This window comes from Paenibacillus sp. FSL P4-0176 (genome assembly GCF_037975265.1).
GTDB lineage: Bacteria > Bacillota > Bacilli > Paenibacillales > Paenibacillaceae > Paenibacillus > Paenibacillus amylolyticus.
Genome location: NZ_CP150242.1, coordinates 6442768 through 6462607, shown reverse-complemented (window position 1 = coordinate 6462607; position 19840 = coordinate 6442768). Strand labels below are relative to the sequence as shown.

The 19840-nt window shown below is 48.0% G+C and carries 9 protein-coding genes, 1 tRNA gene and 3 rRNA genes; 12 read left to right on the top strand and 1 reads right to left on the bottom strand.

Annotated features, from left to right (window positions below; translation table 11 throughout):
- Nucleotides 1-16: 16 nt before the first annotated feature.
- From MKY95_RS29730 to ligA, 3 genes are all read left to right on the top strand, one after another.
- The gene (locus tag MKY95_RS29730; protein WP_076319172.1) at nt 17-712 is read left to right on the top strand and encodes a heptaprenylglyceryl phosphate synthase; all 696 of its coding nucleotides are present in this window, start codon (nt 17-19) and stop codon (nt 710-712) included.
- A gap of 531 nt (nt 713-1243) precedes the next feature.
- Nucleotides 1244-3598, top strand: a complete 2355-nt coding sequence (gene pcrA / locus MKY95_RS29725; RefSeq protein ID WP_036612363.1) for a DNA helicase PcrA — start codon at nt 1244-1246, stop codon at nt 3596-3598.
- Nucleotides 3599-3809: 211 nt separating this feature from the next.
- Entirely contained in the window at nt 3810-5831 is a 2022-nt protein-coding gene (gene ligA, locus MKY95_RS29720; protein ID WP_047840609.1) for an NAD-dependent DNA ligase LigA, read from the top strand.
- A gap of 133 nt (nt 5832-5964) precedes the next feature.
- Here the strand turns inward: ligA and MKY95_RS29715 are convergent, their stop codons facing one another.
- Entirely contained in the window at nt 5965-7338 is a 1374-nt protein-coding gene (locus MKY95_RS29715) for a molybdopterin-dependent oxidoreductase (protein WP_076319171.1), read from the bottom strand.
- A 712-nt stretch (nt 7339-8050) separates the two neighbouring features.
- Between MKY95_RS29715 and MKY95_RS29710 the strand changes: the two genes are divergently transcribed.
- From MKY95_RS29710 to MKY95_RS29670, 9 genes are all read left to right on the top strand, one after another.
- A 16S ribosomal RNA gene (locus MKY95_RS29710) occupies nt 8051-9603 on the top strand.
- A 108-nt stretch (nt 9604-9711) separates the two neighbouring features.
- A tRNA-Ala gene (locus tag MKY95_RS29705) sits at nt 9712-9787 on the top strand.
- Nucleotides 9788-9997: 210 nt separating this feature from the next.
- Nucleotides 9998-12923: ribosomal RNA gene (locus MKY95_RS29700) — 23S ribosomal RNA — on the top strand.
- Between the two features lie 79 nt (nt 12924-13002).
- A 5S ribosomal RNA gene (gene rrf, locus MKY95_RS29695) occupies nt 13003-13119 on the top strand.
- The 16S, 23S and 5S rRNA genes sit together here with 1 tRNA gene alongside, the layout of an rRNA operon.
- Nucleotides 13120-13297: 178 nt before the next feature.
- Entirely contained in the window at nt 13298-14473 is a 1176-nt protein-coding gene (locus tag MKY95_RS29690) for a GNAT family N-acetyltransferase (protein WP_076320296.1), read from the top strand.
- Nucleotides 14474-14934: 461 nt separating this feature from the next.
- Nucleotides 14935-15396 (top strand): CtsR family transcriptional regulator, encoded by a 462-nt coding sequence (locus tag MKY95_RS29685; RefSeq protein WP_036671579.1) that lies wholly within the window; start codon nt 14935-14937, stop codon nt 15394-15396.
- A gap of 31 nt (nt 15397-15427) precedes the next feature.
- Entirely contained in the window at nt 15428-15952 is a 525-nt protein-coding gene (locus tag MKY95_RS29680) for a UvrB/UvrC motif-containing protein (RefSeq protein ID WP_036607138.1), read from the top strand.
- A 28-nt stretch (nt 15953-15980) separates the two neighbouring features.
- Nucleotides 15981-17051: a protein arginine kinase gene (locus MKY95_RS29675; protein ID WP_339195757.1), complete on the top strand. Its 1071-nt coding sequence runs from the start codon at nt 15981-15983 to the stop codon at nt 17049-17051.
- A gap of 185 nt (nt 17052-17236) precedes the next feature.
- On the top strand, nt 17237-19699 hold the full coding sequence (locus tag MKY95_RS29670) for an ATP-dependent Clp protease ATP-binding subunit (RefSeq protein WP_036607223.1): 2463 nt from the start codon (nt 17237-17239) through the stop codon (nt 19697-19699).
- The last annotated feature ends 141 nt before the right edge of the window (nt 19700-19840 follow it).

Here is a 19840-nt window from a genome sequence, read left to right as displayed (position 1 = left end):
TCTGGAGGAATGTTCGTTGATAGACATGATTAAGCAGTGGAGACATGTATTTAAGCTTGACCCGGACCGGGAGATTACGGACGAAGAACTCGATCTGGTCTGCATGTCGGGGACAGATGCAATTATCGTTGGCGGATCTTCGGGGATTACCTATGATAACACGGTAGACCTGATGTCCCGTGTGCGTCGTTATGAGTTGCCATGTGTGCTTGAAGTATCCGATCTGGAGGCTGTTGTTCCCGGGTTTGACGGATATTTGATCCCAATGGTCCTGAATGCAACGGACAGCAAATGGATGATTGGGCACCACCAGCAAGCCATAGAGCGTTACGGTTATCTTATCCCTTGGGATCTGTTGATTGCCGAAGGTTATATTGTCCTGAATGCAAACTCCACGGTAGCTCGGTTGACTGGTGCAGATACGGATCTGACGACAGGAGCTGCGGTGGCATACGCCCAGGCTGCGGAGCGTCTGCTCAATCTTCCAATCGTGTACATGGAGTACAGCGGAACGTTCGGAGATATGGAGCTTGTTGGTGAGACACACAGACAATTGGAGCGGGCACACCTTATCTACGGCGGCGGAATTGATGATTCGGAGAAAGCCGCGCAAGCTGCCCAGGTGGCAGATACTGTCGTGGTAGGTAACATTGTGTACAGCGATTTAACTAAGGCACTTGAGACGGTGTTGGCTGTAAAAGGAACCATTTAATCGGTTTAGTTTACCATTCCCCCATTTTCCCCTTATGATCTGTTAAAATAGAACTTTGCCCTTGCTAAATAAAGAAGTTATATGAGCTTAATGTCGTTTACACGAGAATGAAGATGAGAGAAGTGAGCTGGAGAAACGAAATGCTCGTTAAAAGCTTTCTGTAAGAAAGCTAAATCCTAAGCATACTTCTATTACCTGATTTTGTTCTTTTTTTACTAAGAAATTCGTATACAAGGACTATGTTTACACAGAAACGGAGAGTGCAGAAGCACTCTGAAGAAACGCAGTGTTCTCTCTTGTGATTTCACTACCCTTAGATATAAGCTAAACTAAATTTACACGAGAACGAAGAGGACAGAAATAAGCTGGAGAAGCGGAGCGTTCGCCTTTATTACCGGATTTTTACCTTTGAAAAAGTAGATCGAAAAATCCGGGAATAACAGCGATCGGAAGATTATTCTGTCATCGGAGTGGCGAGTGTAACCTATTAATTTTGCTTTATAGACCAACCAACGAAAGGAGCATGCATGCATGCAACCTGTAAATATACATGATGCCGTTGCACGGCTTAACACCCCTCAACGGCAAGCCGTCGAGGCGACGGATGGCCCGCTGCTGATTATGGCCGGAGCCGGCTCCGGCAAGACGCGGGTGCTGACACACCGGATTGCCTACCTCATTGCAACACGGAAAGCGCCCCCGTGGGGCATTTTAGCGATTACATTTACGAACAAAGCCGCCCGTGAGATGCAAGACCGTGTATCCCAACTCGTAGGTGGATCTCAGGGCCGCGACATATGGGTATCCACGTTCCACTCCATGTGCGTGCGTATTTTGCGCCGTGACATTGAACGTATTGGCTTTACCTCCAACTTCAGTATTTTGGACTCATCGGACCAATTATCTGTAATTCGTAGCTGTATGAAAGATCAGAATATCGATACCAAGAAATTCGAGCCCAAAGCAGTTCAATCCATGATGAGCACGGCCAAGAATGAACTGATCAGTCCGGAGCAATATGAGAAGCAGTCGGGAGACTATTTCGAGGGTATTGTGGCGAAGGTATATAAGATGTATCAGAAAAAGTTAAGAGCCAACAACTCACTTGATTTCGACGATCTCATTATGCAGACCATTCAACTGTTCAAAGAAGTGCCGGAAGTTCTCGACTTTTACCAAAAGAAATTCCAATACATTCACGTGGACGAGTATCAGGATACGAACCGTGCACAGTACATGCTGTGCCGCATGCTCGCTGACAGCCACCACCACATCTGCGTTGTAGGGGATAGTGACCAGTCGATCTATCGCTGGCGTGGGGCGGATATCAGCAATATCCTGAACTTTGAGAAAGATTACCCTGAAGCAAGTACGATTTTGCTGGAGCAGAACTATCGTTCAACTTCCAATATCCTGAATGCAGCGAATGAAGTGATCGGCCTGAATACAGGGCGTAAACCGAAGAAACTGTGGACGGACAAAGAGGGTGGTTCGAAGATCAAGGTGTACCGTGCGGATTCCGAGCATGATGAGGGGTATTTTGTTACCTCTGAGATTAGTAAAAATGTGAAGAACGGCAAATCCTATCAGAACCATGCCATTTTGTACCGTACCAACGCTCAGTCCCGGGTTATAGAGGAAATTCTGATCAAGTCTGATATTCCGTATCAGATTGTCGGCGGCATCAAGTTCTATGATCGTAAAGAGATCAAGGACATTCTGGCGTATCTGCGCCTGTTATCCAACCCCGACGATGATATCAGTCTTACACGGATCATTAATGTACCAAAACGTAGCATTGGTGATACAACAGTAGCGAAGCTCGCGGCTGCGGCAGGAGAGCGTGGAATTTCTATTTTCCGTGTACTTCAGGTCGTAGATGATCTTGGTTTTGCTGGTCGTACGCGGAATGCGCTGGTGGAGTTCTATGACATGATCGCTGCGTTGCATCAGATGGTAGAGTATCTGTCTGTAACTGAATTGACCGAGAAGATTCTTGAGATGAGCCAATACCGTCTTGAGATGCAAAATGAAAACACACTCGAATCCCGTGCACGGCTGGAGAACATTGAAGAGTTCCTGTCGGTAACGATGGAATTTGAGAAAAATAATGAAGATAAAACGCTCGTGTCGTTCCTCACCGATCTTGCATTGATTGCTGACATCGACAGCATGAACGATGATGAAGAGGATCAGAGCGACGCGGTTACCCTGATGACCATGCACAGCGCCAAAGGTTTGGAGTTCCCGGTTGTCTTTATCGTGGGTATGGAGGAAGGGGTCTTCCCGCATAGCCGTGCCTTTATGGACAATGAAGAATTGGAAGAAGAACGCCGACTTGCTTATGTAGGGATCACCCGTGCGGAAGAGCAACTGTTCCTGTCTTGTGCACAGATGCGGACGTTGTTTGGACGTACAACAGCGAACCCGCCTTCCCGCTTCCTGGATGAAATTCCGGATGAGCTGAAGGAAGACACCTCCATGGCTCGTGATCGTTACCGCCGTGGCAGTAGCGGAGGAGGCTCATATGGTGGACGTGGGTTAGGCTCTAGTGGAGGAAGTAACTTCGGTGGTGGCACCAAGCTGTTCGATCACCAAAGTAAAAGCGGTTCATCTGCTACCTCATCCACGCCAACTTCGCGTGTGACCACAAGTGTCTCCCGCCCAACATATTCTACGCCATCCTCTGCTTCCAAGCCGGTAGCTTCTGATGGTGAAGCAGGATTCAAGGCAGGAGATAAAGTGCAGCATGGCAAATGGGGGACAGGCACCATTGTTGCGGTCAAAGGGACAGGTAATGATACCGAACTGCAGATTGCCTTCCCGGCTCCGGTGGGTGTGAAACGTTTGCTTGCCGGATTTGCCCCAATTACAAAAGTAGAATAAGAACGAAACCTCCTTTTGTACGATAACAGAGAGAACAGAAATAACTTGAAGAAGCATAGCGTTCGCCTTTATCCCCGGATTTCCACCTTTTAAAATGGATTAAAAGAAGTCCGGGGATAACAGCGATCAGAAAGTTATTCTGTTATGGGAGTTCACGTGCAATAGGAGTGTTCGTTCTACATAGATCAAATTAACGGAGGGATGGCCCTGTATGGACCCGATGCACCGGATGGAGCAACTCGTTACCGAGCTGAACCAGCATAATTATCAGTACTACACGATGGATCAGCCACAGATCAGCGATAAGGAGTATGATCTTCTGTACGATGAACTGGTTACGCTGGAACAGGAAAGCGGCATGGTTCTGCCTGATTCTCCAACACAGCGTGTGGGTGGCGAACTGCTCAAGGGGTTTACCCCGCATCGCCACTTATCCTCCTTATGGAGTCTGGACAAAGCACAGAATATTGAGCAGCTTCGGAGCTGGAATACCCGTGTACTAAAACTGATTAATGACTATAACAGTAAAAATCCCGATACGCCTTTACCGGAACCAGGTTATGTCATTGAGTTGAAGTTTGACGGATTGACGCTGAACCTGACATACACCAACGGTGAGTTGGTGCAAGCCTCTACACGAGGGAACGGTACCGTAGGTGAAGGTATTTTGGCACAGGTAAGAACGATCCGATCCGTTCCGCTCAAAATTCCTTACACAAGCGGTACGATTGAAGTACAGGGTGAAGGCATCATGAATCTGTCTGTCTTGGACCGATACAATGAGACAGCGGCAGAGCCACTCAAGAATGCGCGTAATGCAGCAGCAGGAGCGCTCCGCAACCTGAATCCGAAGGCGACGGCTGAGCGTCGGTTGAATGCTTATTTTTATAATGTAGGTTATTCGGATGACATTCAGTTTGCCAATCATCAGCAGATGATGGATTTCCTGCGTGAGAACCGCTTCAAAGTTAATCCATCGATTACTTATTTCCATGAGTTTGATGATGTGATGGAACAACTGGCCGCGATTCAGGAGAACCGAGGGCAGCTAGACTATCTGATCGATGGAGCTGTTATCAAAATTACGGACATGCGCACCCGCGAGGTGTTGGGTTATACCGATAAATTCCCTCGCTGGGCGGTGGCATATAAATTCGAGGCTGAAGAGACCACGACGGTTCTTAACGCTGTGGTATGGAATGTGGGCCGTACTGGCAAAGTAACTCCGCTGGCACGCGTAGAACCGGTTGAACTTGCCGGGGTAACGGTACAGAACTGTACTCTGAACAATGTCGGCGATATTGAGCGCAAAAATCTGAAGTTTGCTCTGGGCACACGGGTCTTTATCCGTCGCTCCAACGACGTCATTCCTGAGATTCTGGGTAAAGTGACGGAGGAGAGTGATGGTGAGGAGATCGTCTTCCCTGAGCAGTGTCCTGCATGTGGATTCCCACTGGAGCAACGCGGAGCGCATCTGTTCTGTAACAATAGACTTGCGTGTAAACCACAAACGGTGGCACGTATTTCCCATTTTGCTTCCCGTGATGCTATGGACATCGAGACGTTCAGTGAGAAAACAGCGATTCAGTTGTATGATGAATTGAACGTACGTGAGCCTGCCGACCTGTATACGTTACAGTTTGATGATCTGGTGAAGCTGGAGCGGTTTGGGGAAAAGAAAGCGAACAACCTTATCGCTGCGCTTGAGCTTAGTAAAGATAGAGACTTGGCTTCCTTCTTATACTCACTGGGTATTCCGAACACAGGTAAATCGACAACGCGCATGCTCGCTGATCATTATCGAGATCTGCACGCCATTATGAATGCAACCGTGGAAGAACTGGTTGAACTACCCGACGTCGGTGGTATTGTGGCAGAGAGCATCGTAAACTTTTTTGCAGATCCGTTTACACAGGCTGCAATTGAGAAAATGCTCAACTTGGGTGTGAAAGCTCAGGCACCTGAGGCACCAGCCGTTGCTGTTGTGGAAGATTCCTTCTTCAGTGGTAAAACGGTCGTCTTGACCGGAACGCTGCATCAATTGACGCGGGAAGAGGCAACGCAAAGACTGGAAGCGCTCGGAGCGAAGGTGACTGGCAGTGTGTCGAAAAAGACAGATTTGGTTATTGCCGGAGAGAAGGCAGGTAGTAAACTAACCAAAGCTCATGATCTCGGTATTCCAACGATTGAGGATGAGGATGAACTTGTACGTCTTTTGAACCCACAGGGTTAAAGTGTAATCAGAGAGTTCATAATGAGGAAAAAGAAAAAGGCCCCCGAAGACACGAATATGTGATCGGGGGCTTTTGCTATTTATTGAATTATTTTTACAACGAAAGAACGCTCACCAATCTTATCTTATCTCATCATGATCCACTTAAATTGTTAGGGATGCGCTGAGATGCGCCTGTAAGCCATGCATCCTTATCATATCCTCGTTCTTCCCAGTAACCGATATGTTCGCTGTCGATGAGTTCAATGCGATTCAACCATTTTACTGATTTATAGGCATACATCTGAGGAATAACGAGCCGTACCGGACCGCCAAGATCAGCAGGGATAGGTTTGCCATCATGCATGACAGCGACCATAATATCATCCATTTGCGCTTGATCCATCGTAATGGCATCCGTATACACACCATCACCGGAATAAAATTTCACACTGTGAGCTTCCTGTTTGACCCCGGCTTGTTTCAAAAGCTGTGCAAGAGAGATACCTTCCCAGGTATTCTTATATACAGACCAGCCCGTTACACAGTGAAAATCACTAACCTGTACGGTGCGCGTCAGCTTCACGAATTGTTCCCAATTCCAGACCTGTGCCCGTTCAACCAGTCCATCAATTCGGAAAGACCAGTTAGCATTGGAGAAGGACGGTATAGGCGTAACCGTATATACGCGGAAATGACCTTCAGCTCCGCCTCCAATGGGAGGTGAAGAGGCAGACAGCGGTTGTGGCAGAGGAACCATACGGTTAGGGTCGTTCTCCAGCATACTATCAATACTGTTATCGATCTTGAGATTTCGTCCTACCCAGGATATAAAAGTAGGACCAAGAGTCACGGCGAGACCAACCCCCACAGCAGAACGGATGAAAGCTCGTCGTGTATACAACGGTTGAGGTCGCTCCTCTGATTTGAGGGGATCTCTCTCGGAACTGCGATCAAACTGGGAAGAAGATATAGCAGCCGGAGTTTCTTTTTCATCCGATATTGAATCAGATGGGTCAGCTGTATTTTGAGTTCGTGTTGAAGTTGTAGTGGTTTTAACCGCACGACGTGCAGGATCCTTTAACCATTTGGTCCGAGTGATGGAGTGATAGATAATATAAGGTAAGCCCACCCAAGTCAGCAGGTCATGGATCAAAAGTGCAGCATTCGACCATCGAGGTCCAGCTAGCTTGAACTGCCATAATACAATACCCGAGAGTAGCCAGCCTACCAGCAGCGCAAGAACAAAGATAGTGTTTACCCTTTGCCAAGGCCTATTTCGAAGTTGTTTCCAGTGTTTTCCGGCCAAAATCAAGTAATATACTACGGGTGCCAGCATAGCTAGCCCAACGATGATGTGTAGCCATTTTAACCAGACACGTCCAATTCCGAGTATCTCGCGCCAAAAGCCGCCTACCAGCATAAGACCTGTTATAGCAAGGATCACAACAATCCAGGCATTCCACGCATGGATGGAAACCAACTTTTTGCCGTAACCTTTGCGTCTGTTCTTCAACCATTGCTTCAAGTGCGATCACCCCATATAGGTTAGTAATGAGTTTATTCAGAACTTTGATATGTAATAGCTAGCTGTGAATGGAGTACGTGATCTGTGTAAAGGTGCAATGCGAGATGGATATACGATTGTTCATAGGCTACTTATGAAAGTAGTACACTTGACTGCTTAACCTTATCTCTATATCTATATACCTTATTATAGAGTTTTTGGATCACTTTCTTCAAACCATCAGAAGGGCAGGGATCGTTATCCCGATCGGTACTCTAACTAAAACTCATCTAGATCATTATTACTTGTGGTTATAAAAGGGAGTATTTATAGAAATGAGTTATTTCTTTTATATGTAATGCACTTTAAGGGTAGCCTTTCACTTGTTCAGAGCATGTGCTAATCTGTCGAATACAGGTTGGAAACAAGACACCGTAGATGAAGATATCATGATATCAGAAGGTTGATTAAAAATGCTTGCTAAATAAATCACTACGTGATATATTATTTCTTGTCGCTTCAAACGAATGATTGTCATAATCATTTGAAAGATGACGAAAACAAAGTGTTGACAGTAAGTTAGTTAACATGATATGATAAGATTCCTGTCCGGTTGACAAACGTCAACATAAACGGACATACAAGTTCCTTGAAAACTGAACAAATGGATAGTAACTTTTGATTCACAATGAATCGTCAGATTCAAAATGAGCTTATCGCTCTTTTCAATACTTTATTGGAGAGTTTGATCCTGGCTCAGGACGAACGCTGGCGGCATGCCTAATACATGCAAGTCGAGCGGAGTTGATAGGAAGCTTGCTTCCTTGATACTTAGCGGCGGACGGGTGAGTAACACGTAGGCAACCTGCCCTCAAGTTTGGGACAACTACCGGAAACGGTAGCTAATACCGAATAATTGTTTTCTTCGCCTGAAGGAAACTGGAAAGACGGAGCAATCTGTCACTTGGGGATGGGCCTGCGGCGCATTAGCTAGTTGGTGAGGTAACGGCTCACCAAGGCGACGATGCGTAGCCGACCTGAGAGGGTGATCGGCCACACTGGGACTGAGACACGGCCCAGACTCCTACGGGAGGCAGCAGTAGGGAATCTTCCGCAATGGGCGAAAGCCTGACGGAGCAATGCCGCGTGAGTGATGAAGGTTTTCGGATCGTAAAGCTCTGTTGCCAGGGAAGAACGCTTGGGAGAGTAACTGCTCTCAAGGTGACGGTACCTGAGAAGAAAGCCCCGGCTAACTACGTGCCAGCAGCCGCGGTAATACGTAGGGGGCAAGCGTTGTCCGGAATTATTGGGCGTAAAGCGCGCGCAGGCGGTCATTTAAGTCTGGTGTTTAATCCCGGGGCTCAACCCCGGATCGCACTGGAAACTGGGTGACTTGAGTGCAGAAGAGGAGAGTGGAATTCCACGTGTAGCGGTGAAATGCGTAGATATGTGGAGGAACACCAGTGGCGAAGGCGACTCTCTGGGCTGTAACTGACGCTGAGGCGCGAAAGCGTGGGGAGCAAACAGGATTAGATACCCTGGTAGTCCACGCCGTAAACGATGAGTGCTAGGTGTTAGGGGTTTCGATACCCTTGGTGCCGAAGTTAACACATTAAGCACTCCGCCTGGGGAGTACGGTCGCAAGACTGAAACTCAAAGGAATTGACGGGGACCCGCACAAGCAGTGGAGTATGTGGTTTAATTCGAAGCAACGCGAAGAACCTTACCAGGTCTTGACATCCCTCTGATCGATGCAGAGATGTATCTTTCCTTCGGGACAGAGGAGACAGGTGGTGCATGGTTGTCGTCAGCTCGTGTCGTGAGATGTTGGGTTAAGTCCCGCAACGAGCGCAACCCTTATATTTAGTTGCCAGCATTTCGGATGGGCACTCTAGATAGACTGCCGGTGACAAACCGGAGGAAGGTGGGGATGACGTCAAATCATCATGCCCCTTATGACCTGGGCTACACACGTACTACAATGGCCGGTACAACGGGCTGCGAAATCGCGAGATGGAGCCAATCCCAACAAAGCCGGTCTCAGTTCGGATTGCAGGCTGCAACTCGCCTGCATGAAGTCGGAATTGCTAGTAATCGCGGATCAGCATGCCGCGGTGAATACGTTCCCGGGTCTTGTACACACCGCCCGTCACACCACGAGAGTTTATAACACCCGAAGTCGGTGGGGTAACCGCAAGGAGCCAGCCGCCGAAGGTGGGATAGATGATTGGGGTGAAGTCGTAACAAGGTAGCCGTATCGGAAGGTGCGGCTGGATCACCTCCTTTCTATGGAGAATCGTTTCCTGCAACGGAAACATTCAAATATGCAGGTTCTTAGAACCTGCAACAGCAACACAGTTACTTATCCATTTGTTCAGTTTTGATGGAATTTGAGGGGCCATAGCTCAGCTGGGAGAGCGCCTGCCTTGCAAGCAGGAGGTCAGCGGTTCGATCCCGCTTGGCTCCACCAAACAATTTCATCTATTTGGCTTGTTCTTTGAAAACTAGATATCGAAACGAAACAAACGCGAATTAGAACATTCCTTTAAGCTGAACTTGTGCAAACAAGTCAAGTGTATAAAGGTAGTTAAATTGCTTTTGTGAGGGTATCGGGTGAGAGCGACTTTTGGCTTTGCGCAAGCAAAACAAGGGAAGCGAGCGACCGAAACCGGAACAAAATGGTTAAGCTACTAAGAGCACACGGAGGATGCCTAGGCGCTAGGAGCCGATGAAGGACGTGGCGAACAACGAAACTGCCTCGGGGAGCTGTAAGCAAGCTTTGATCCGGGGGTGTCCGAATGGGGAAACCCAGCTGGGGTAATTTCCAGTTACTCATAACTGAATACATAGGTTATGCAGAGGCATACCAGGGGAACTGAAACATCTAAGTACCCTGAGGAAGAGAAAACAATAGTGATTCCGTCAGTAGCGGCGAGCGAACGCGGAGAAGCCCAAACCAGAGAGCTTGCTCTTTGGGGTTGTGGGACGTCTCACATGGAGTTACAAAGGAACCGGTTAAGCGAAGAGGTCTGGAAAGGCCCGCCAAAGAAGGTAAAAGCCCTGTAGTTGAAAGTTGGTTCCCTCCGAGACGGATCCCGAGTAGTGCGGGGCACGTGAAACCCCGTATGAATCCGGCAGGACCATCTGCCAAGGCTAAATACTTCCTAGCGACCGATAGTGAAGCAGTACCGTGAGGGAAAGGTGAAAAGCACCCCGGAAGGGGAGTGAAATAGAACCTGAAACCGTGTGCTTACAAAAAGTCAGAGCCCGTTTTAGGGGTGATGGCGTGCCTTTTGTAGAATGAACCGGCGAGTTACGTTCCCGTGCAAGGTTAAGGTGAAGAGCCGGAGCCGCAGCGAAAGCGAGTCTGAATAGGGCGAATGAGTACGTGGACGTAGACCCGAAACCGGGTGATCTACCCCTGTCCAGGGTGAAGGTGCGGTAACACGCACTGGAGGCCCGAACCCACGCATGTTGAAAAATGCGGGGATGAGGTGGGGGTAGCGGAGAAATTCCAATCGAACTCGGAGATAGCTGGTTCTCCCCGAAATAGCTTTAGGGCTAGCCTCGGAAAACAGAGTCGTGGAGGTAGAGCACTGATTGGGTGCGGGGCCCGCAAGGGTTACCAAGCTCAGTCAAACTCCGAATGCCATAGACTTACTTCCGGGAGTCAGACAGTGAGTGCTAAGATCCATTGTCAAAAGGGAAACAGCCCAGACCATCAGCTAAGGTCCCCAAGTGTGTGTTAAGTGGGAAAGGATGTGGAGTTGCACAGACAACCAGGATGTTGGCTTAGAAGCAGCCACCATTGAAAGAGTGCGTAATAGCTCACTGGTCGAGTGACTCTGCGCCGAAAATGTAACGGGGCTAAACACACCACCGAAGCTATGGCTTGATGCTTTGCATCAGGGGTAGGGGAGCGTTGTATAAGGGTTGAAGGTGTACCGTAAGGAGCGCTGGACATTATACAAGTGAGAATGCCGGTATGAGTAACGAAAAGATCAGTGAGAATCTGATCCGCCGAAAGCCTAAGGGTTCCTGAGGAAGGCTCGTCCGCTCAGGGTAAGTCGGGACCTAAGGCGAGGCCGAAAGGCGTAGTCGAAGGACAACAGGTCGAAATTCCTGTACCACCGTAAGCCGTTATGAGCAATGGGGGGACGCAGTAGGGTAGTGACGCGGACTGATGGATGTCCGTCTAAGCAGTAAGGCTGATGTGTAGGCAAATCCGCACATTGTAAGGCTGAGCTGTGATGGGGAGCGAAAATTATAGTAGCGAAGGTCATGATCTCACACTGCCAAGAAAAGCCTCTAGCCAGGTGATGGTGCCCGTACCGCAAACCGACACAGGTAGGCGAGAAGAGTATTCTAAGGCGCGCGGAAGAACTCTCGTTAAGGAACTCGGCAAAATGACCCCGTAACTTCGGGAGAAGGGGTGCCCCGGTAGTGTGAATAGCACGAGGGGGCCGCAGTGAAAAGGCCCAAGCGACTGTTTAGCAAAAACACAGGTCTGTGCGAAGCCGTAAGGCGAAGTATACGGGCTGACGCCTGCCCGGTGCTGGAAGGTTAAGGGGAGTGGTTAGGAGCAATCCGAAGCTGTGAACCGAAGCCCCAGTAAACGGCGGCCGTAACTATAACGGTCCTAAGGTAGCGAAATTCCTTGTCAGGTAAATTCTGACCCGCACGAATGGCGTAACGACTTGGGCGCTGTCTCAACGAGAGATCCGGTGAAATTTTAATACCTGTGAAGATGCAGGTTACCCGCGACAAGACGGAAAGACCCCATGGAGCTTTACTGCAGCTTGATATTGAATTTGGGTACGATCTGTACAGGATAGGTGGGAGCCTTTGAAACGTGAGCGCCAGCTTGCGTGGAGGCAACGTTGGGATACCACCCTGATCGTATCTAGGTTCTAACCTGGTACCGTAATCCGGTGCGGGGACAGTGTCAGGTGGGCAGTTTGACTGGGGCGGTCGCCTCCTAAAGAGTAACGGAGGCGCCCAAAGGTTCCCTCAGAATGGTTGGAAATCATTCGAAGAGTGCAAAGGCATAAGGGAGCTTGACTGCGAGACCTACAAGTCGAGCAGGGACGAAAGTCGGGCTTAGTGATCCGGTGGTACCGCATGGAAGGGCCATCGCTCAACGGATAAAAGCTACCCTGGGGATAACAGGCTTATCTCCCCCAAGAGTCCACATCGACGGGGAGGTTTGGCACCTCGATGTCGGCTCATCGCATCCTGGGGCTGAAGTAGGTCCCAAGGGTTGGGCTGTTCGCCCATTAAAGCGGTACGCGAGCTGGGTTCAGAACGTCGTGAGACAGTTCGGTCCCTATCTGTCGTGGGCGTAGGAAATTTGAGAGGAGCTGTCCTTAGTACGAGAGGACCGGGATGGACGTACCGCTGGTGTACCAGTTGTTCCGCCAGGAGCACCGCTGGGTAGCTATGTACGGACGGGATAAACGCTGAAAGCATCTAAGCGTGAAGCCCCCCTCAAGATGAGATTTCCCAGTATGTAAGACCCCTTGAAGACGACGAGGTAGATAGGCTGGGGGTGGAAGTGCAGCAATGCATGGAGCTGACCAGTACTAATCGGTCGAGGGCTTATCCAATTAGCAAGTTGTAATTCGCATGTTTCGTTTCGAATCTAGTTTTCAGAGAACGATCTCTGAATGTAAGCTATGCTATGCGTTTGGTGGCGATGGCGGAGGGGTTCCACACGTACCCATCCCGAACACGACCGTTAAGCCCTCTAGCGCCGATGGTACTTGGACCGCAGGGTCCTGGGAGAGTAGGACGCCGCCAAGCGAAGAACCACTGCCGATGTTATTCGGTGGTGGTTTTTATTTGTTTATTTTAGGGGATGCGGAAGCATCTCTTATTTGACTTTGTAAGAATCCTCTGACACACTCTAAGGGGTACATATATCAGATATCAGGCCATGATTTGGATTGATATAACTCTAGCGAATGGGGTGTAGGACAACATGGAAATTCAGAAATTGACGGTAGATGATTTTGAACCGGCGATGGCACTCTCCGAATATGCTTTTCAAGTAGTAATGAGTGAAGAACAGAAAGAAAAACGGCGCAGTCAATTTTCGTCACAGGATATATGGGGTGTATATGAGGACGGGCAGCTAGGAGCCAAACTTCACATCATTCCTTTTCAAACCTATATTCATGGCAGATCGTTCGAGATGGGCGGTATTGCGGGTGTAGCCACCTGGCCAGAGTATAGACGCAAAGGCTGGGTAGCGGGTCTGCTGAAGCATGCGTTGGAAGAAATGAATCGTAACAAACAGAGCATATCATTCTTGCATCCATTCTCTTTTGGTTTCTATCGGAAGTATGGATGGGAGACGTATGTTGAATTTAAACGTTATAAAGTACCTACAGCTCATTTGCCTCAGAAAAAAGAGACACCTGGAACAATTCGGCGTGGGGATCCGGGCCTCAGCATATTAAAGGAAGTATACAGTGCTTATGCTGAGCGTTATAACGGAACTCTGGTTCGAGATGATGCAAGGTGGGAGAATTCAGTTCTTGTTAATGGGGCCAGCCAGAAGGCTGTATATTACGATGAAGCTGATGCAGCACAAGGTTATCTTTTATATGAGGTTAAGGAAAATAAGTTTACCATTAAAGAGATCATCTATCTGAATGAAGAGGCTAGGCAAGGGCTGTGGACCTTCATTGCTAACCATGATTCCATGATCCAGGAAGTTACGTTGCAGGCGCCTGCCAGTGACACGCTTGCCTTCCAATTGGATAACCCACGGATTCAGCAGGAGATTCTACCTTATTTTATGGCGCGTATCGTTAGTGTAGAGCAGTTTATATCCCAGTATCCATTTGCAAGCCAGGACTCACCGGTGCAGATTGTACTTCAGGTAGAGGATGCCCACGCTCCATGGAATGAAGGGGTATGGCAATTAAACGTGGCAATGAACGGAACAGCGTCCATATGGAAAACATCGGAGCCAATTACTGATGATCAGATCATTAAGGTGGATATTCAATCCCTTACCGCGGTGCTGATGGGATATCGCAGACCCACGGAAATGGCACGAATCGGAAGAATTCACGGACCGAACACAGCAATCAAGGCTTTGGAACAAGCGATTCCTGAACGGGAAACCTATTTGCTCGATTTCTTCTGATGACTATTCCCACTGCTCCATTTAACTTGATTAGCTTATATAGAAATACGGCGTGATTGAAAGACAAATGGACTTCTCCAGCAATTTTGGGGAGGTTTTTTTGTGTCCGGGGAATATTTCGTGTAAAATCGTAAAAAATGAATAGTGACCCCACTTGGCAAAACCACAAAATATGCTATAATGGTTATAAAGTCAAAGAAAGTCAAAGTCAACTAAAGGTTTAATACTTAAGTAGCTTTCTTTCTACAATCTGATGCATGATCGCCAATATACGGGATTCATTTCATCGGAGGATCAAGGGAATATTAAAGGACCTTCGTGCTTCCTTCGCTCTCCTGTTGACACCTGTGGAAGCAAGATTCGCTGTTTCCCTGATTGGTTAAATGGGTAGAGAAGGTGTACTCTGTGGGGGCGTGTGGGTCCTTATTGACTTAACGTTTCAGACAGTGGAGGATGATTGGATGCGTAATATCTCTGATATTATCGAACGATATCTGAAGAGTATTTTGCATGAAAGTCCCGAAGGAATGGTTGAAATTCAGCGTAATGATCTGGCAGATCAATTCTCATGTGTACCTTCCCAGATCAACTATGTCATCAGCACACGTTTTACACTCGAGAAGGGATACCTGGTAGAGAGTAAACGCGGCGGTGGTGGTTATGTTCGCATACAGCGCATTGAATTACCGGCCCAATCAGCTCTGCATAATCATTTGCACCATAGTATTGGTGAAGAGATCGGGCAGACAGCTGCCGAAGGTCTGATCTATCAATTGGAAGAAGCGCGCTTCTTGAACAAGCGGGAAGCCGGGTTGATGCGAGCTGCTGTATCTAGAGAGGTTATATTGGTCAAACTTCCTTACCGGGATCAAATTCGTGCCAGAATGTTGAAGGCGATGTTAATATCTTTGCTCGGTAAATGAAAACTATCGGGGTCAAAGGAGGTACATCAATATGCTGTGCCAAGAATGCAATAAACGTCCGGCGACACTTCATTTTACGAAGATCGTAAATGGAGAGAAGACGGAATTCCATATTTGTGAGTCATGTGCCCGTGAAAAAGGGGAAATGATCCCTGGAACAGCAGGTGGGTTTTCCATTCACAACTTGTTGTCCGGATTGCTTGATTTTGATCCAGCCGGCAAAAGTGGATCGGCAGGAACACCACCTGCAAAAGCTCTTCAATGTGAAGAGTGTGGTATGACGTACGCACAATTTAGTAAGATAGGCCGGTTCGGCTGCAGTTCATGTTATAAATATTTTGACAGTCGTCTAGATCCTTTGTTCAAGCGGGTTCATGGTAATACGTCCCATGTAGGCAAAGTGCCTGCACGAGCTGGTGGTCGCATCAAGGTGAAACGGCAAATTGCTGATCTGAAGCGTGAGCTACAAGAGAGCATCGCACAAGAGGAATTTGAAGAGGCGGCCCAGATCCGTGACCAGATCAGAGGACTTGAAAAAGGAATAGCTCAGGAGTAAAGTTTGTCATGAGTAGGAGGGATGCGTAATGCCTAATCTGCGCTTTACAGATAAGGCGCTCAGCGACTGGATGCGCAGTGATGCGGCTGATTCCGAAATTGTCATTAGCAGCCGTGTCCGGATTGCACGCAACCTTCAGCATGTTCCGTTTCCGATGCTGGCTTCCAATGAGCAATCGGAAGAGGTGCTGAATAAGCTGAGCGAAGTACTTCAATACGATGACGTTCATGCCTTTGGGGATTTTCATACGTTGGATCTGATCGATATTGACGAACTCGACAAACGGGTGCTGGTGGAGAAACATCTCATCAGTCCAAGTCTTGCGAATGAATCCAGGAATGGTGCGGTTATTCTCAGTGAGGATGAGTCTGTCAGTATTATGATTAATGAAGAGGATCATCTTCGTATCCAGTGCCTCTATCCGGGGTTCCAGGTGAAAGAAGCCTGGGAGAAAGCTTCCGCAATAGATGATGCTTTTGAAGCGCACGTGGATTATGCTTTTGATGATCGCAGAGGATACTTAACTAGCTGCCCTACCAATGTAGGTACAGGTGTCAGAGCATCGGTCATGATGCACTTGCCTGCCCTGGTGATGACACAACAGATTGGCCGTATTCTAACCGCAGTTTCCCAAGTGGGATTGACGGTAAGAGGGATATACGGTGAAGGTAGCGAGGCAATGGGTAACCTGTTCCAGATCTCGAACCAGATTACTTTGGGACAGACCGAACAGGAAGTCATCGAGAACCTGCATGGTGTTGTGTTACAGATGATTGGTCATGAACGTACAGCGAGAGAACGGTTAATTACCGACTCCAGACTTCGGATTACGGATCGGGTCATGCGTTCTTATGGCATATTGTCTCATGCAGCTATTGTTGATTCCAAGGAAGCTGCACAGCGCTTATCGGATGTACGCCTTGGCGTGGATCTCGGATTGTTGGATGGACTGTCCATCACGGTAATGAATGAATTGAATGTGATGACACAGCCGGGATTTTTGCAGAAAACATTCGGGGAAGATATGCGCACAGATGAGCGTGACATATACCGTGCTCAGTTGATTCGTGATACGATCAATGCAGCGAAGCAGTCCTAGTTTAGCCTGATATAGTATTGAATTATGGTTTCATGCCGCATTGCGGCTTTTATATAATAAGGCATGTACAAATGCCGAATGACTTTATTCGCAGCATGGCTGCAAACAAAAATGATATGAAGAATACGACGGTTATTTCATTATATGACCCTCGTTTTATCCAAAACCATGGAGGTGCAGGAGATATGATGTTTGGAAGATTTACGGAACGGGCCCAAAAGGTGCTCGCACTCGCGCAGGAAGAAGCTGTCCGTCTCGGTCATAATAACATCGGTACTGAGCATATTTTGCTCGGCCTCATTCGTGAAGGCGAAGGCATCGCAGCCAAAGCACTGATCGGCCTGGGACTCGGATTGGAAAAAATTCAGGATGAAGTAGAAACGCTAATTGGCCGTGGCCAAGAGCAACCTACCAACATTGCATATACGCCACGTGCGAAAAAAGTAATTGAACTGTCTATGGATGAAGCTCGTAAATTGGGCCACACTTATGTAGGCACAGAGCATATCCTGCTCGGATTGATTCGTGAAGGCGAGGGTGTTGCAGCACGTGTGCTCAATAACCTAGGGATTAGCCTGAACAAAGCACGTCAACAAGTGCTGCAATTGCTTGGCAGCAGTGAAGCTGTATCCAGCCATAATGGCACACCTGCCAATGTCAGCACACCAACGCTGGACAGTCTGGCACGTGACCTCACGGCATACGCCAGAGAGAATAACCTTGACCCGGTCATTGGACGTAGTAAAGAAATTGAACGTGTCATCCAGGTGCTCAGCCGTCGTACGAAGAACAACCCGGTATTGATCGGTGAGCCAGGTGTAGGTAAAACAGCGATTGCTGAAGGCCTTGCACAAAAAATCATCGCAAATGAGATTCCGGAAACATTGCGCGACAAACGTGTAATGACCCTGGATATGGGTTCTGTAGTCGCTGGAACCAAATATCGTGGTGAGTTCGAAGATCGTCTGAAAAAAATCATGGATGAGATTCGCCAAGCAGGTAACATTGTCCTGTTTATCGACGAATTGCATACCTTGATTGGCGCAGGCGGAGCTGAAGGTGCCATCGATGCTTCTAACATTTTGAAACCGGCTCTGGCCCGTGGAGAATTGCAGTGCATTGGTGCAACAACGCTGGATGAGTATCGTAAATACATCGAGAAGGATGCAGCGCTTGAGCGTCGTTTCCAACCGATTACTGTAGATCAGCCTTCTCCGGAAGAAGCGATTCAAATCTTGCACGGTTTGCGTGACCGTTATGAGGCGCATCACCGCGTGAAAATTACGGACGAAGCAATTGTGCAGGCGGTTAAACTGTCTGACCGTTACATTACAGACCGTTTCCTGCCAGATAAAGCGATTGACCTGATTGATGAAGCGGGTTCCAAAGTAAGATTGAACTCTTACACGATCCCACCAAACCTGAAACAACTGGAAAGCCGTCTGGAAGATATCCGTAAGGAAAAAGACGCTGCAGTTCAAAGTCAGGAGTTCGAAAAAGCAGCAGCTCTGCGTGATACGGAACAAAAAATCCGTGAAGAGCTGGATGTAACGAAGAACCAGTGGAAAGAGAAACAAGGTCGCACCGATTCCGAGGTTACTCCTGAGGATATCGCACAAGTGGTAGCCAGCTGGACAGGAATTCCTGTGAACCAACTGAAAGAAGAAGAGACACAGCGTCTGATGAATCTGGAGTCTATTCTACATGAACGTGTCATCGGTCAGGATGAGGCAGTGAAGTCTGTCAGCCGTGCGGTTCGTCGTGCTCGTGCGGGACTTAAAGATCCAAAACGTCCGATGGGTTCATTCATTTTCCTCGGCCCTACAGGGGTAGGTAAAACAGAACTTGCTCGTGCTCTGGCTGAAGCGATGTTCGGCGATGAAAATGCAGTAATCCGGATTGATATGTCCGAGTATGGTGAGAAGCACTCGACTTCCCGACTTGTCGGAGCGCCTCCAGGATATGTTGGGTACGAAGAAGGTGGCCAGCTGACAGAGAAAGTTCGTCGCAAACCATATTCCGTAGTCCTGCTCGATGAAATCGAGAAAGCACATCCAGAAGTATTCAATATCTTGTTACAAGTGCTTGAGGATGGTCGACTGACGGATTCAAAAGGTCGCGTCGTTGACTTCCGTAATACGCTGATCATTCTAACATCCAACGTGGGTGCCGAAGCGATCAAACGTAACTCTACACTGGGCTTCACTGCAGTTGTAGATGCAGGAGCAGATTATGACAACATGAAGGGGAAAGTGATGGATGAGCTGAAGAAAAGCTTCCGTCCAGAGTTCCTTAACCGGATTGATGAAATTATCGTGTTCCACTCACTCGAAGAAAAACACATCGCTGAAATTGTTACGCTTATGAGTGAAGAACTTCGTAAACGACTGCTCGAACATGAGGTCGATTTCGAACTCACTGATAATGCCAAGTCTTTCCTTGCGAAGTCAGGCTTTGATCCAGCTTACGGTGCGCGTCCGCTTCGTCGGGCGATCCAGAAGCATATCGAGGACAAATTGTCCGAAGAGTTGCTCACAGGTAACGTAACCAAAGGGGATTCATTGCTCATCGACGAAGAGAACGGTGCACTGTCTGTTACGAAAAAAGACGTGGTCGTTCCGTCCAATGAGGAAATCGAAACTAAATAATATTTAGCAAGCTTTGGAGTTAAACTTCAGCTTGTATTGATCCATAATCCTTAATCAAATCCTTCTCGGCTTCGGCCGGGGAGGATTTTTTGCAATTTGGACAGAAGACGGACATGATTATGTCAGGAACATGTGTAAAGT